Source organism: Tenacibaculum sp. Bg11-29, assembly GCF_002836595.1.
In the GTDB taxonomy this organism is placed as follows: Bacteria; Bacteroidota; Bacteroidia; order Flavobacteriales; family Flavobacteriaceae; genus Polaribacter.
Genome location: NZ_PJBB01000003.1, coordinates 3937501 through 3953146, shown reverse-complemented (window position 1 = coordinate 3953146; position 15646 = coordinate 3937501). Strand labels below are relative to the sequence as shown.

Genomic DNA, 15646 nt, shown 5'->3' with positions numbered 1-15646 from the left:
ACTGAACGGACTGAAAAGAAACGAAAGTTTTTATTTTGGACTTTAAGGCATAAAAAAGTCATTGTGACTGACCGAATTATTGACCAAAGTGGAAATTAGGTTTTTGAAAAAAAATCAGTTTTCATAAGCTCAATGGACGCTTCTGATACTAGAAAATTTAATCGGATAAAAATTGTTGAAAATGAAATTTGGATTTTTAGTCACGGTAAAAATGTGGAAAAACTAAGCCCAATAAAACGATACGACTTTTGCGGAAATTTTCTAGGAACTAGATTATGGAAAGACGGAGGTTATTATAAAATATAAAAAACTAATGGTAACACCGTATATAAAAAATTGCTATTTTTAGCTTAACCAAAGTTAATTGCTTTGTTTGCTAGCTTCTGATTTTCCTTCGGAAAATCCTCGCACACAAACCCGCAAATTTCCATATACAAGCCCGTTGGTAAACATTTAATGAAAGCGAAAAATCAAATATTTGAAATAATAAATACCTTAAAAGTCAAAGAGAAAACATTCCATTTTCTCGGTGAATTAATTAAAAATAATCCTACAATTGATAATCGAGAAACAGATAAATTAAAATATGAATTTAGCGGAATTGAGATTAAAATACCTAATGATTTTAATGGCAGAATAGTTATTATTGGAAAGGTTAATATTTTTGAAAAAAATAAAATTGGATTTTACGAATATCACTTAAATATTTCTGGAGAATTTTTAGATGAATTTTATGTGTTTTCCGAATAAAAAAATGAATATAAACTAAATGGGATTTGGATTTAATCTTGGAATGATTTTCATAATTCTTCCTTTAACTTTAATACTTTTTTTATTGGGAGCATTCAGTAAAAAAGAAGGGTTTTTTAAAGCAATTGGTTGTATTTGGATACCAATTTTTTGTCTGATTGGACTATCCTTAATTGCGAGCTTATTTCCTGATACAAGTTTTCTTGAAAAGGACGATTATTATGGAGAATATACAATCGACCGAAACTTTTTCAAAGGAAAACAAGCTGATTGGCAATACAACCATTTTAAAATGGAAATAACTGAAAACGATTCTATTTTTCTTTATACAATGGAAAACGAAAAAATAATTTCAATAAATAAAGGAACAATATCAACTGTAAAACCATATAGTTCTGAAAGACTCGTTCTGAAAATGAATGAACCTAATCACCATATTACTGAAACTAATCCGACAACTTATCGAAAAAGTTGGTGGAATTTTTATTTAGTTTTTAAATCTAAAAAGTTTCATAATATGTATTTTAGAAAAGGAAAGTGGGAAAAAATAAAAACAGAATAAAAACGATTTGCCAACACCGTGTAAAATTAATTGCTGGTTTTAGCCAATTTACGAAAGTCCAAACGGACTTTCTTGGTTCGTGTTTTATTTACTAAATTCACTGCTTAAAACACGCAACTAATCTTACACAACAACGTTGTGCTTAATGTGAAAAAACTGATAATGGAAGAACTGAAAAGTAAAATAAAAGAACTAATTATCAGATTTGAAAACGGAACAGAATCCGCTGAAAAGACAGTAGAAAACATTAATGAATTATCGTCTTTAAAAATAGACGTAGACTTTTTGAAAAACTATTGGAGAAGTTCTGACTTGGTAAGTTTTGTTGAATTAATATCAACACCAGAAATCGAAAACTGGACGGAAATTGATGATGAATATGCGGAAAAATTAATTGTGGAAATTCTGAATAATTTGGATAACGATGCTTTGATTAACAGAAACTCAACAGCATTGGAAAAACGATTCAAAAAGTCGACTGGAACAATATCAGATTGGATTTTTTATGATAATATTACTGACCGAATAAAAATTTTGGAATTGTTAAAAACGAATACGACAATTCAACTCTAAAACTGACTGAATTGATTATAAAAAATAAAAACACTAAGCACAACAATGTATAAAAACAATTGCGGTTTAGTGCTTAATCAAAGGTAGTTGCGTGTTTGCTACGTCTGATTTTCCTTCGGAAAATCCTCGCACACAAACCCGCAACTATTCTTATACGAGACCGTTAGGCAACATTAAAAACATATTCAATTATTATGAGAAAAGTAACTAAAATATTTTTAGTATTATTAATAACACTAATTATAAGTTGTAGTGGAGATGATGGGACGGATGGTATTGATGGATTAAACAGTTTAATTGTCACTCTAATCGAGCAACCTGGTGGAAATTGTTCCAATGGTGGTTTTCAAATTCAAAGTGGTATTGATTTGAACTCCAATAATCAACTTGAACTAACAGAAGTTGACAACACTAAATTTATTTGCAATGGACAAAATGCAAATCTAGGGTTTAATAGATATGTATCATTAATTAGTCAATCAGGTGCAACTAATCCAACATCTGCAATTTTGGAAAACACATTGGGATTGGATATTAGCTGGATAAGGGAATCACAGGGGAAGTACCTAGGAACTCTTGACACCTCCATTGACATTAATAATTCCGTCATTTTTTATAACACTCCAAGCACTCATACTGGTGTTAGAGGAGAAATTGTTAGTAGTTCTCAAATCAGATTAGAATTAGAGGCGGGAATAAATGCATTTCGAGATAATTTTTCAAACTTATCATTTGAATTACGAGAATATGAATAAGAAAACATTGCCTAACACAGTGTATAGTTTATTGCTATAAATTGCTAAACCAAAGGTAAGTAATTCTTTGTGAAGTTAGTCGTTTAACCAAAAATGAGTACATTTAAATACGCAACAAACCATACACCAACCGTTAGCAAAAAGAATATAACTTACCACAGAACAACACTCACAAGGTGTTGTTTTTTTATGTCTAAAATTTAAGTAACAAATATTAAAATAACAGTAGAATGAAGAATATTGACAAAAGAAAAGCGAACCGAAGTTCGCTTATAAATCAATCATCAGTTGGGATTTTAGGATCGCAGCAGTTGTTAACTAACAACATACAGCAATGTATATTACCACCATTAATTAATTGTTGTTCAGTTTTATTTAATACTGAACCTAAGTTTGAAATGTTCTTTAACATAATTTGAGTTTTAAAGTTTCTCAAATCTAAATAGTATAAAATAAAATTGATGATAAAAAACCGTAAAAAAAGTAAGGCTGAACCTTACTTAACTAAAATTAACAAATAATATAAATAGTGTAGGTTTTCAGAGCCATTAAAACTGAAAAAAGTTCATTGACATAATTGTGGTAAGAAAAAAGAATTATAAATTATATTGTTTTATACATTTACATTTTAATATAAATTATTTGATAATAGATGCAGTTAAATGTAAATCGATTTTTTTATTTGATGTTGTTATTTTTTATTAGTTGTAATAATACTAAACAAAAAGTTAATTTTCAAGAATCAGATAAAACGAAAATTTTTTTTGAGAAAGATATTTTAGCAGAACAGCTTTTAGTTAATATTGAAATTAAAAACAATAAATTTGAAAAGGTTGTTGATAAAAAATCTGAAGAAATTACATACAAATACGAATCAGAACTATGGAAAAAAAATAAACTTATAGGTTCATTTGCTAGTAGTTATTATGTTTACCCATTTTCTAATATTGACGAAATGGAAATTTATTTTTTGGCTTATATAGTTGGTCATAAATATGGAGAGGTTACTACACCTAATTTTAGATATGAAAGAAATAATAGGTTTAAATTACCGTATAAAGAATACCAAGTCTATGAAATTATTGTAAATGATTCAATTAGTTTTGGTTATAACTTTAATATTTTAAAAGACAATAAAATAATTTTTATATCTATAATTATAAAAGATAAATTCAAAATAGAGATAGATAAAATAACTAAAAGAATAGATGAAATTTAATTAGAGATACTTATATAAACAAGTTGTATACAATTAAAAAAAATGAAAATATTATCCATCCTTAAATTTTTAATATTATGCTTTTTTGTTTCTTCTTGTACAAATAGCAAAAAAAACAAATGGAAAGACATCAATGTAAAACATTCTAAAAATGATTCAATAGTATTTGAGAAAAAAGTATCTGTGAATACAAATTATGATTATGTTTTTTCAAAAGATGATTTTAAAAAAATAATTAAAAGTCAAAAAACTTTTGAACAAATTCACGGTGAATATTCTATTGGGTTTATTGAAAAAGAGGACCCTTTTAATAAGGCATTCGGATTTGTAGATTCAGATACACTAAAAATGCCGAATCTCGAGAATGAAAATTCACTTTATGATTTTTGCTTATTAGAAGAAATTAAAAAAGAACAAAAGCAAAATTCAGAAATTAAATGTATTTTAAGTGAATATTTCAATGCTACATTTGGTGAGAATTTCGGAAAATATTTAAATTTCATTTTCACTGATGAAAAGTCAGATACTATTGGTATTCAGAACAGTTACTATGTAAATATTAGAGGTAAAATGACAACAATACACATACTAACGAGAACTAATAAAAAAACCCTTGAGTTACAAAAATTGATGGATGATTTTGGAAATAAGGCTAAAAGGTAAAACTGTATACAACAATTTGTATAATGCATATACACCCTTCGGGATGTAAACGCACCATACAAGAAACGTTAGCAAAAAGAATATTACTTACCACAGAACAATACTCACAAGGTGTTGTTTTTTTATGTCTAGAATTTAAGTAACAAATATTAAAATAACAATAGAATAATGGATGATATAAATCAACAAATAGTAAAGTTACTGTCATTGGGAATGACTCAAAAAGATGTTTCAAATCATTTAAAGGAAAAAGGAGTTACGCCCTGTAGTCTTTCAATCATTGAAAAAAGATTGAAGCTAATGAAAAAAGAATATAAAGCTAAAACATTATTTCATTTAGCGATAATTCTTAAAAAGAAAAAAATCATTTAAACAGTAGTAATGAATAAGATTAATTTCATAGAGCAGCCATATCATTCACAAAAGTGTGGACAAACATGTCTTTCGATGATTACAGGAAAATCCATTGACAAAATATGTAAATATTTGGGTAAAGATTGGCTAACGAGTATTGAGTCAGATTTGCAAAATTTCTTAAACCGAAATGGTTACAAAACAAGACTAATAAGTGGTAAAAACTTAGCATTTAAAGAAGTTACTAATAATAGTATTGTAAGAGTCTGTTATCCTAATGGTAGTGGTCATTTTGTTTTAAAAACAGACAATAAAATATTTGATCCGTCAGTGGGTATAATCTTTAAAATGCTTGCATACGTTAAAATCACGCATTATTTAACCTTTGAAAAGCTATAAAATAAAAAACCCACTTCTTAGAGAGGTGGGAAAATTGCTATGAAAAAGAAATGTCGAAATGAGACTCCGACAGCGTCAAATATAAAAATTAATGCAGACCTAAGCAATAAAAAAAGGTAATACTGTTGCAACAAAATTAACTTTTGTTGCAACAGTGCGTAAATGCTTTAGGTAACAGATAAACCTAGTATTAATAAAGGTTTTAGATAAGTAAATAAACAAAACAGCAACAAGGTTACAACAAAAGAGCAACAGAAAATCAACTTAACTGCAACAAATAATTAAACAATGGAGTCTCAAATAAACTACCCGAAATTAATGGGGACAAAAAAGGAATTAGCAAATCATTATTGGAAACTTTCTAGTCGATTTTTCCGTAATACTATTAATAGAATAATTTCAGAATCTAGGAATATACCATTAGGAGAAGCGAAACGATTAAAAACAATAACACCAAGAGAATTTAAAAAATTTGTAGCAGAAATTGATGGGATTTAGGAAGTTCCTTTATTTATAAATCGACAGTCCCTTTATTAAGATACTACTGTGTGTTTAACGGGTCAGATATTGAAGGAATAGATTTTAAATTAGATGAGTACCGAAAAGAATTTGCCAAAACAGCTAAAGAGAAAATTACAACAGCTGAAGCAATTGTAAAAGCGTATCCAAAACCAAATCCACCGTTAAGACATGGTGGAGATAATGCCTATTACACCCCTACGAAGGACTTTGTGCAAATGCCTAAGCTGAATGACTTTGATACTAAGGAAGATTACTATAGAACGTTGTTTCATGAGTTTATTCATAGTACAGGCCATAAAAAAAGATTAGATCGTATTGTACCTGGTGCAAGTTTTGGAAATGCAGCTTATGCAAAAGAAGAATTAGTGGCAGAATTTGGTGCTATTTTTTTAAGTGCAGAAGCGGGTATTATGTGGCGTAATAATTCTAACCATGCAGAATATATAAAGAATTGGGAAAGTGCTTTAAAATACTTAAAAGACGATAATAAATTATTATTTAGAGCAAGCTCACAAGCGCAAAAGGCAACGGACTTTATTTTGCAACGCGATGAAAATGGCGTTCCAAAGTATTTACATGGATTATTAAAAACAGTCAAAAAGAAAGTTACAAGACAAAAAGAAGTTGTGGGAATGAACGCACCCGAAATAATTCTTGATTTACCACCAATTAAAGAAATGATTCTTAGGTTACCACCAAAGCAAGAATTACTTATTGCAACAAGTAGCAGCAAAATTGCAACAAAACTGCAACAAGAAGAATTTAAAGAAGGAACTGTACAAGCCCCTGTAAATACAGTGCTTCCTGAAGTTGTTGCCGAAAACAAAACACCTTTGTTGCAACAAAACAACAACGTTGCAACAAAACCGCAACAAGAATCAACAAAACCGCAACAAGTGTTGCATGAATCTAAAAGAGGAACAACAAAGCAACACAAAAACGTTTTGTCTACTTCAGATATTAATAATATGACTTTTGATACGTTGCCTTTTACAGGGGAGTGGGCTAGTTTTATGCAGGAACCTGCAAAAACAATGAAATTAGCAATTTGGGGGAAACCTAAAAATGGTAAAACAGCAGGAGCAACAAAACTGGCAAATTACTTGACTAATTTTGGAAGTATACTTTATAATTTTGCAGACCAGGGAATAAATAAAAGTACGCAAGACTTATGGAAGTTATCAGGGTTACATGAAAAAGAGAATGCTTTTCTTTCTGAAGCAAGAGAAATAAAAGACCTTGAAAAATTATGTGCTAGTGGCGATTATGATTTTGTTTTTATCGATATGATAAATACGTACATTCATAGAACAGGTATGAAACCTCACGAGTTTGAAGATCGCTTTATAAAGAAGTTTCCTAATATTTCGTTCATTTTAATTTTTGAAGTAACGAAGTCTGGAAATTTTAAAGGAGACCAAGGATGGACGCATTTACCAGATGCACTAATAACTGTTGATAGTTTTGTGATGCATAACCAAGGACGTTATGGAGTAGGTGAGTATGTTGTTTGGGAAGAAGGTTTAAGAAAAGTAAATCCGAAGAAATACAAAGAGTATTTCGGTGAAGAAGAGGACGAAAAAGAAATCGTTATAGATTTATAAATTCTACTACACTATTTATTTTTTATGATAAAAAACCCACTCAGTTTTTGAGTGGGTTTTTTGTTGCAACAACTTTAAATTCTGTTGTAGTTTTGTTGCAATTTTGTTGTTGCTTGTTGCAACAGGGTGTTTAATTTTCTATAATATTTTTTAAAAGTACTGTGTTTATTGGTGTTGCAGTGTTGTAAGCGTGCTGCAACAATAATTCGCTTTTGTTGCAACAAAACTGCAACAAACTAATTTATACTATAGTATAAATAGTCACACATATTTATCTGAATTAAAGTATAGCCCATACGACCAAAATTTGTTAACTAAGAAGGAAAAAAAATAAAAATAATAAGCAGATAATTATATTTTGAAGCTTTTTTTATTCGAAGTTTGTATATTATTGACTTGCAAAATCGTTTTTAATGAACCAATAATGAACCAAAGTTAAATTATTTCTTTAAAATCTCTTGTTTAATGGGTGTTTTTGAATGTGTAATGATAACGATGTAGTTCGTCATCGATTGATAAAAAGTATCATTAAAGCTTATAAAAGTATAGAGACTGAGTAGTGCGAAAAAGAAGAATAAAAAACATATTTTTGCAATTAACAACACAACAAAGATATAATGAATACAATTAACGAGACTAACTTTCTATTTCCAAAACAAAAGTCAGTTTATAAAGGTAAAGTAAGAGAAGTCTATAATATAAATGATGAGTTATTAGTAATGATAGCTTCTGACAGATTATCAGCCTTCGATGTAGTTTTACCGCGTCAAATACCTTTTAAAGGGCAAATATTAAATCAAATTGCAACCAAAATGATGAATGACACAGCTGATGTTGTTCCGAATTGGTTACATGCAACTCCAGATGAAAACGTTGCAATAGGGCATTTATGCGAACCTTTTAAGGTCGAAATGGTAATTCGAGGTTATATGTCTGGTCATGCAGCACGTGAATATAAAGCAGGTAAAAGAGTTTTATGTGGAGTAAGAATGGCTGAAGGAATGAAAGAAAACGATAAGTTTCCTACACCAATAATTACACCTTCAACAAAAGCTGAAAATGGTGATCATGATGAGGATATTACTCGTGAAGAAATCCTTTCTAAAAATGTAGTTTCTGAAGAAGATTATATCATTCTAGAAAATTATACAAGAACCTTATTTCAAAGAGGAACTGAAATAGCTGCATCTCGCGGACTTATTTTAGTAGATACTAAATATGAATTCGGAAAAACAAAAGACGGAAAAATTGTTTTAATTGATGAAATTCATACACCAGATTCTTCTCGTTATTTTTATGAAGAAGGGTATGCAGTCCGTCAAGAAAAAGGAGAAACTCAAAAACAATTGTCAAAAGAGTTTGTGCGTCAATGGTTAATTGAAAATGATTTCCAAGGAAAAGAAGGGCAACAAATCCCTGAAATGTCAGACGAAAAAGTTATTGAAATATCAAATAGATATATTGAGTTGTACGAGCAAATAACAGGAGAAAAATTTATAAAAGCAAATACAGAAAATGTATTAAGTCGTATAAACGAAAATGTTGTAAATTTCTTAAATGGATAGTAAAAAATTAAGTATTCGACCAGTCTTAAATTTATCATCTGAAATTCCTATTGAAGATTTTCAGAATAAAACTGTGCGTCCAATTTTAAAATTACAGCACGATTTACTTTTACAGTTCTTCATTTTTTTCTGCAATAAGCAAAAAGTGGATATTTTAAATGTAGAAAAAGAAAAATTTAATAAAGCGGTGAATAACATCACTAAAAAAAATATAAATTTAAAAAATCAGTTTTTAGGTTTAATTATAGGTCAGTTTACTGTTAGTGAATTTGAATTTTATAAAGATAACAATGCTGATATTAATAAAAGAATTTTAATGATGATTGGCCAACGAATTAAAGATAGTCAATTAGAAATTAAAGATTTTAAAACAAACAATAAATGATAATAGAACCAAGAACTAGAGGGTTTATTTGTTTAACATCTCACCCAACAGGATGTGAACAAAATGTAAAAGATCAAATAGCATACGTACAATCTAAAGGGAAAATTGAAGGAGCTAAAAAAGTATTAGTAATAGGTTCATCAACAGGTTTTGGATTAGCATCAAGAATTTCAAGTGCTTTCGGATCAGATGCATCAACAATTGGTGTTTTTTTTGATAAGCCAGCAGCAGAAGGCAAACCAGGATCGCCAGGTTTTTATAACACAGCAGCTTTTGAACAAGAAGCTGAAAAAGCAGGGTTATACGCAAAAAGTATAAACGGAGACGCATTTTCAAACGAAATAAAAGAACAAGTTGTTAAGCTAATTAAAGAAGACTTAGGTCAGGTAGACTTAGTAATTTATAGTTTAGCATCACCAGTAAGAACACATCCAGAATCAGGTAAACGCTTTAAGTCGGTTTTAAAACCAATAGGAGAGATTTTTACAAATAAAACAGTAGATTTTCATACAGGAAAAGTATCAGAGATATCTATAAAACCTGCCGAAGGAGAAGATGTTGCTAATACAGTAACAGTTATGGGAGGAGAAGATTGGAAAATGTGGATGGACGCTTTACAATCGGAAAACTTATTATCTAAAGGAGCTACCGCAGTGGCTTATTCTTATATAGGCCCTGAAGTAACAAGACCCGTATACAGAAACGGAACAATTGGTGCCGCTAAAGATGATTTAGAAGCAACAGCTTTTAAAATTACTGAAGATTTAAAATCAATTGGAGGAAAAGCATATGTTTCGGTGAATAAAGCATTGGTAACACAAGCTAGTTCTGCAATACCAGTAATTCCGTTATATATTTCTTTATTATATAAAATAATGAAAGAAAAAGGAATTCACGAAGGTTGTATTGAGCAAATTCAACGTTTATATAGTGAGCGTTTATTTGGAGGAGATTTAGATTTAGATGCTAAAGGAAGAATTCGAATTGACGATTTGGAAATGAGAGAAGATGTACAAGCTGAAATTTCTGAATTGTGGAAAAAAGCAGATACTGAGAGTTTAGCTGAAATAGGTGACTTAGAAGGATATAGTAATGAATTTTTTAAGCTATTTGGATTTAAAGTTGATGGAGTAGACTATAAAGCAGATGTAAACGAGTTTGTTAAAATACCAAGTATTCAGTAAATCAAAAAAATAAATTGAAAACCTCATAGATATAAAGTCTATGAGGTTTTTTAGTTATATTTAATTTTTAAATTAAAGTATGAAAACAGCTACCGTTAAAATATTAAAAGACGAACTAAAGCATAAGAACACTAATGAATTATTAGAATTATGTTTAAAATTAGCTCGATTCAAAAAAGAAAATAAAGAATTATTAACCTATTTGTTGTTTGAATCACATGATGAAGAGAGTTACATCTTGGGAGTAAAAAATGAGATAGATACTTTATTTGAAGGAATTAGTACCAAAAGCTATTTTTTTATAAGAAAAAGTGTACGTAAAATATTAACAAGCACTAAAAAATATATTCGTTTCTCAAAGAAAAAAGAAACAGAAGTAGAACTGCTCTTATATTTTTGTTTGAAGTTAAAAAATTTCAAACCCTCAATTAAAAAAAGTCCACGATTGCAAAACATATTAGTTACTCAAGTAAAATTAATAGAAAAAATACTAATTACACTACATGAAGATTTGCAATATGATTATCGCTTAGAATTAGATAAATTAGAATAATTACCATTTAAGTTTTCTTTAAGAAAAGTTATTTAATTTTTTCGTAGCTTAATCCAGCAAAAACAAAAACTACAAAAATGTTAAATTATACTTTAAAAATTAACGGAAAATCTATGTCTTTTTCTGCAGATGAAGACACTCCTTTATTATGGGTTTTACGAGATGAACTTAATCTAGTTGGAACTAAGTTTGGTTGTGGAATATCAGAATGTGGTGCTTGTACAGTTCATGTAAATGGAATCGCAATGAGAAGCTGTCAATTAAAAGTAGCGATGTTAGATAGTGAAGAGATTACAACAATAGAAGGATTGTCAGAAAATGGTGATCATCCATTACAGGAAGCCTGGAAAGAAGTAGACGTTCCGCAATGTGGATACTGTCAAGCTGGGCAAATAATGACAGCAGCTTCGTTTTTAAAGCAAAACTCAAAGCCATCAACAGAAGAGATTCGTGAAGCTATGCAAGGAAATCTATGTAGATGTGCTTCCTATAATCGAATAGAAAAAGCAGTAGGGATAGCAGCTGAAAAAATGTCTTAAAAAATTGAACTATGAGCACAACAGAAAATAATTTTACGTTTAGCAGAAGAAATTTTTTAAAAACATCAGCATTAGCAAGTGGAGGAATCATGATAGGGTTTAACTTGTTTACCGCATGTAAACCCAATGTAGTACCATCAATAGATCTAGAAAACTTAAACTACAACGATTTTAATGCATTTATTAAAATTTCAGAAGAAGGATATGTAACCATATATTCACCAAATCCTGAAATAGGCCAAGGAGTAAAAACCTCTATGCCAATGATTATTGCAGAAGAATTAGATATTGAATGGAGTAAAGTACATGTTGCACAAGCGTTACTAGATACTAAAAACTATAAACGACAATTGGCAGGCGGAAGCCAATCAATACGTAGAGGGTGGCAAGCATTGCGACAAACAGGGGCAACAACCAAACAAATGTTGATAAACGCCGCTGCATCCAAATGGAAAGTAGATCCAATAACATGTAAAGCATCAAAAGGAATTATAACTAACGCTAAAGGAGAAACTTTAGGATATGGAGAAGTTGTTAAAATAGCAGCAACATTAGAAATTCCAGAAAAAGTAGCATTAAAAAAGCCTTCAGAATTTAATATTATAGGTAAAAATGCAACTAATGTTGATTTAGAAAAAATAATAACGGGTAAACCATTATTCGGATTGGATTATAAAGAGCCAGGTATGTTATACGCCACTGTATTGCGGCCACCAGCATTCGGACAAACCTTAAAATCATTCGACGCATCTGAAGCAAAAAAGGTGAAAGGAGTAATAAAGGTTATTACTATTGGTGAAAAAGCAAGAAAATATATAGATGCAGGTAAATTTGATTGGACTTTTAAATTATCAAAAACAGATAAAGTAGTTGTAGTAGCAGAAAATACATGGGCAGCTATAAAAGGAAAAAAAGCAATAAAAGCGGTTTGGGAATCAGAAAAAAAAGAATTAGAAAGTACAGATGATCATAATCAGGAGCTTACTAAAATTTTAGACGCAAAAGAATTCGATACCCGTAGAGAAGATGGAGATGTAGAAAAAGCATTTAAAGAAGCTGATAAAATAATTGAGAGAACCTATCACTCACCTTTTTTGCCTCATAATTGCTTAGAACCGATGAACTTTTTTGCAAATGTAACCCCAGAAAAAGTTCACTTAGTAGGTCCAGTACAAACCCCAGAATACGCTGCAATTGTTGTTGCAGATTTGTTAGAACGAGATATTAACCAAATTCAGGTGAATATGACAAGAATGGGAGGTGGGTTTGGTCGCCGATTATATGGTGACTTTGTTTATGAAGCAGCCGAAATATCAGAAGCAATTAAAAAACCAGTAAAAGTGGTTTCAACAAGAGAAGACGATATGACTACAGGAATATATCGACCAGCAATAAAATATAGAATAGCAGCATCAATAAAAGATAAAAAAATAACAGGATACCACTTAAAGGAAGCAGCTGTAGATCAAAACATGTACGCAGGACAAGCACACTTTTTTCCAGCAGGATGCATACCTAATTATAAAGTATCAACCAAAAGTATAAAGAGTAATATTACTACAGGAGCTTGGAGAGCTCCTTACACAAATTTTTTAGGATATGCCGAAGAAAGTTTTCTTGACGAGTTAGCGGAAGAGTTGAGCATTGATGCAGTGCAATTAAGAATTGATTTATTGCAAAATGTAAAACAAACAGAAGATAAGTCCATTCAATATTCAGGAAAACGAATGGAAGATACGATAAAATTAGCTGTAGAAAAAGGAGGTTGGGGAAAAGTAGAAGAAGGAGTCTATCAAGGTTTTTCAGCCTACTATAGCCATAATACCCATGTGGCAGAAATAGCAGAAGTTGTTTTAAAAGAAGGTTTACCAATAATAAGGAAAATTGTAGCGGCCGTAGATTGTGGAATCGTAGTAAATCCAACAGGAGCAATTAATCAAGTTCAGGGAGGGGTTATTGATGGGATAGGACACGCGATGTATGGTAACTTAACTTTTGATAACGGAAAACCATCTAATAAAAATTTCGATGCATATCGTTTAATCAGAATCAATGAAACACCACAAGTAGAGGTGCATTTTGTGAAAAACGAACTATCACCAACAGGATTAGGGGAACCTGGTTTACCGCCAGCAGGAGGAGCTGTAGCTAATGCAATATACAAAGCTATGGGGAAACGTTTGTATAAACAGCCATTTATCAATGAGTTAACCTAGGACGTTAACAGGTAAATTTGTGAAAATATAAATAAAAAAGATGCTTATATAAACATCTTTTTTATTTATAAACAATGAAGTGGTTCTCAATTTTGAAAATCTATTAAAAAAGCATTAATTTCGCAACATATTAAAATTACAAAAAGTAACAATGACTAAAGATTTATTTGAAAGAATTAAAGATGATAAAGGACCATTAGGAAAATGGGCAGATAAAGCAGAGGGATACTTTGTATTCCCTAAATTAGAAGGGCCAATATCTAACAGAATGTCTTTTAATGGAAAAGAAGTAGTTACTTGGAGTATTAATGATTATTTAGGATTAGCAAATCACCCAGAAGTCTTAAAAGTAGATGGAGAATCTGCTGCAACAGACGGTTTAGCATACCCAATGGGAGCTCGTATGATGTCTGGGCACACAAGTTATCATGAGCAATTAGAGGAAGAATGTGCTGAATTTGTTGATAAAGAAGCAGCTTATCTAGTGAATTTCGGATATCAAGGAATGGTTTCTGCGATTGATGCGCTAGTTAATAAAGAAGATGTTATTGTTTATGATATGGATACACATGCATGTATTATTGACGGAGTCCGTTTACATGCTGGTAAACGTTTCGTATATAGACATAACGATATCGAAAGTTGTGAGAAGAATTTAAAGAGAGCGGCAAGAATCGCTGAAAAGACTGGAGGAGGAATTCTATTAGTTTCAGAAGGAGTCTTCGGTATGAGAGGAGAACAAGGGAGATTAAAAGAAATCATAGCATTAAAAGAAAAATATAATTTTAGAATCTTAGTTGACGATGCCCATGGTTTTGGTACACTAGGAGAAGGAGGTAAAGGAACTGGTTTTGAACAAGGAGTTCAAGACGGTATAGATGTGTATTTTGCTACATTTGCAAAATCAATGGCAGGTATCGGTGCTTTTTTTGCAGGAGATAAAGATGTAGTTCAGTATTTACAATACAATATGAGATCTCAAATGTTTGCGAAATCATTACCAATGCCAATGGTAAAAGGAGCATTAAAGCGTTTGGATATGATGCGTACAATGCCTGAGTTAAAAGAAAACCTATGGGAAATAACAAATGCTTTACAATCAGGTTTACGAAATGCAGGTTTTGATTTAGGAACAACACAAACATGTATAACTCCAGTATTCTTAAAAGGAGAGATTCCTGAAGCAATGGCAATGGTTCAAGATTTACGTGAAAATCATGCAGTTTTCTGTTCAATAGTTGTGTATCCAGTAATTCCTAAAGGATTAATTATTTTAAGACTAATTCCGACAGCAAGGCATACACAGGAAGATGTAGATGAAACAATTGTAGCATTTTCGGCAATAAGACAAAAGTTAGAAAATGGAACATATAAGGAAATAGCCGAAACAATTATGGCTCAATAACAATTTGAAGATTAAAATAAAAAACTCATGAAATATTTCATGAGTTTTTTTGTTTTAAAAAGAAACCAATAGATTTGATAGACTTTTTACCAAAAAAAATGAAAAAATATTTTATAATATACATACTATTCTTTAGTGCCATTTCAATAGGACAAATAAAAGATACATTACCTAACTTTAGTGAGGACTATCATTTAATAAAAGATGGAGACAGTTTAATGATTGCTCTTAATGAAATAACCATTTTACCAAAACTTAAATATAAGGATAAGTCAGATATACATTACTATTTTTGGTTACGACGTAAAGTTTTTAAATCTTACCCGTATGCTGTGTTAGCAGCAAAAAGAATAGATAGCGTAAATACTCATTTATTAAGAATAAAGTCAAAGAAGAAA

At 30.4% G+C, this 15646-nt stretch carries 20 protein-coding genes (1 of these 20 cut by a window edge); 19 read left to right on the top strand and 1 reads right to left on the bottom strand.

The features are described 5' to 3' along the window. Positions 1-132: 132 nt before the first annotated feature. The 5 genes from CXF68_RS20705 to CXF68_RS17740 all read left to right on the top strand — a co-directional run bounded on the left by CXF68_RS20705 (position 133) and on the right by CXF68_RS17740 (position 2640). Positions 133-306 carry a hypothetical protein gene (locus CXF68_RS20705; protein WP_157821993.1) on the top strand — a complete coding sequence of 58 codons (174 nt, stop codon included), beginning with the start codon at positions 133-135 and terminating at the stop codon, positions 304-306. A gap of 150 nt (positions 307-456) precedes the next feature. Beyond that, entirely contained in the window at positions 457-750 is a 294-nt protein-coding gene (locus CXF68_RS17755) for a hypothetical protein (RefSeq protein ID WP_101046438.1), read from the top strand. Between the two features lie 19 nt (positions 751-769). Continuing rightward, positions 770-1312, top strand: a complete 543-nt coding sequence (locus CXF68_RS17750; RefSeq protein ID WP_101046437.1) for a hypothetical protein — start codon at positions 770-772, stop codon at positions 1310-1312. Positions 1313-1474: 162 nt separating this feature from the next. After that, a complete protein-coding gene (locus tag CXF68_RS17745; RefSeq protein ID WP_101046436.1) occupies positions 1475-1885 on the top strand; it encodes a hypothetical protein in 411 nt (136 codons plus the stop codon). 194 nt (positions 1886-2079) lie between these two features. After that, positions 2080-2640, top strand: a complete 561-nt coding sequence (locus CXF68_RS17740; protein WP_101046435.1) for a hypothetical protein — start codon at positions 2080-2082, stop codon at positions 2638-2640. 277 nt (positions 2641-2917) lie between these two features. On the opposite strand, the gene CXF68_RS21130 is transcribed toward CXF68_RS17740, so the two are convergent. After that, on the bottom strand, positions 2918-3052 hold the full coding sequence (locus CXF68_RS21130; protein WP_255398698.1) for a hypothetical protein: 135 nt from the start codon (positions 3050-3052) through the stop codon (positions 2918-2920). A 273-nt stretch (positions 3053-3325) separates the two neighbouring features. On the opposite strand from CXF68_RS21130, the gene CXF68_RS17735 reads away from it, so the two are divergent. The 14 genes from CXF68_RS17735 to CXF68_RS17670 all read left to right on the top strand — a co-directional run. After that, positions 3326-3859, top strand: coding sequence for a hypothetical protein (locus tag CXF68_RS17735; RefSeq protein ID WP_198553849.1), 534 nt, complete (start codon positions 3326-3328; stop codon positions 3857-3859). Positions 3860-3901: 42 nt separating this feature from the next. Next, positions 3902-4522: a hypothetical protein gene (locus CXF68_RS17730; RefSeq protein WP_101046433.1), complete on the top strand. Its 621-nt coding sequence runs from the start codon at positions 3902-3904 to the stop codon at positions 4520-4522. 168 nt (positions 4523-4690) lie between these two features. Next, positions 4691-4894, top strand: coding sequence for a hypothetical protein (locus CXF68_RS17725; protein WP_101046432.1), 204 nt, complete (start codon positions 4691-4693; stop codon positions 4892-4894). A gap of 75 nt (positions 4895-4969) precedes the next feature. Continuing rightward, entirely contained in the window at positions 4970-5275 is a 306-nt protein-coding gene (locus CXF68_RS17720; RefSeq protein WP_232771681.1) for a hypothetical protein, read from the top strand. Between the two features lie 288 nt (positions 5276-5563). Continuing rightward, positions 5564-5773, top strand: coding sequence for a hypothetical protein (locus tag CXF68_RS17715; RefSeq protein WP_101046430.1), 210 nt, complete (start codon positions 5564-5566; stop codon positions 5771-5773). A gap of 50 nt (positions 5774-5823) precedes the next feature. Then, positions 5824-7401, top strand: coding sequence for a zincin-like metallopeptidase domain-containing protein (locus CXF68_RS17710; RefSeq protein WP_101046429.1), 1578 nt, complete (start codon positions 5824-5826; stop codon positions 7399-7401). A 617-nt stretch (positions 7402-8018) separates the two neighbouring features. Next, a complete protein-coding gene (locus CXF68_RS17705; protein ID WP_101046428.1) occupies positions 8019-8966 on the top strand; it encodes a phosphoribosylaminoimidazolesuccinocarboxamide synthase in 948 nt (315 codons plus the stop codon). Then, a complete protein-coding gene (locus CXF68_RS17700; protein ID WP_101046427.1) occupies positions 8959-9351 on the top strand; it encodes a glyoxalase in 393 nt (130 codons plus the stop codon). The genes CXF68_RS17705 and CXF68_RS17700 overlap by 8 nt, the downstream gene beginning before the upstream one ends. Further along, positions 9348-10535, top strand: coding sequence for an enoyl-ACP reductase FabV (gene fabV / locus CXF68_RS17695; RefSeq protein ID WP_101046426.1), 1188 nt, complete (start codon positions 9348-9350; stop codon positions 10533-10535). The genes CXF68_RS17700 and fabV overlap by 4 nt, the downstream gene beginning before the upstream one ends. Positions 10536-10614: 79 nt before the next feature. Continuing rightward, complete coding sequence (locus tag CXF68_RS17690; protein WP_101046425.1) at positions 10615-11088, top strand: hypothetical protein; 474 nt, start codon at positions 10615-10617, stop codon at positions 11086-11088. A 77-nt stretch (positions 11089-11165) separates the two neighbouring features. Next, a complete protein-coding gene (locus CXF68_RS17685) occupies positions 11166-11627 on the top strand; it encodes a (2Fe-2S)-binding protein (protein WP_101046424.1) in 462 nt (153 codons plus the stop codon). Positions 11628-11638: 11 nt separating this feature from the next. Beyond that, positions 11639-13843 (top strand): xanthine dehydrogenase family protein molybdopterin-binding subunit, encoded by a 2205-nt coding sequence (locus CXF68_RS17680; RefSeq protein ID WP_101046423.1) that lies wholly within the window; start codon positions 11639-11641, stop codon positions 13841-13843. A 151-nt stretch (positions 13844-13994) separates the two neighbouring features. Beyond that, positions 13995-15248, top strand: coding sequence for an aminotransferase class I/II-fold pyridoxal phosphate-dependent enzyme (locus CXF68_RS17675; RefSeq protein ID WP_101046422.1), 1254 nt, complete (start codon positions 13995-13997; stop codon positions 15246-15248). A 98-nt stretch (positions 15249-15346) separates the two neighbouring features. Beyond that, on the top strand, positions 15347-15646 hold the beginning of the coding sequence (locus CXF68_RS17670) for a DUF4294 domain-containing protein (RefSeq protein WP_101047587.1). Its footprint extends 438 nt past the window's final position; the window shows 300 of its 738 coding nt (coding positions 1-300); it begins with the start codon at positions 15347-15349; its stop codon lies off the right edge, out of view.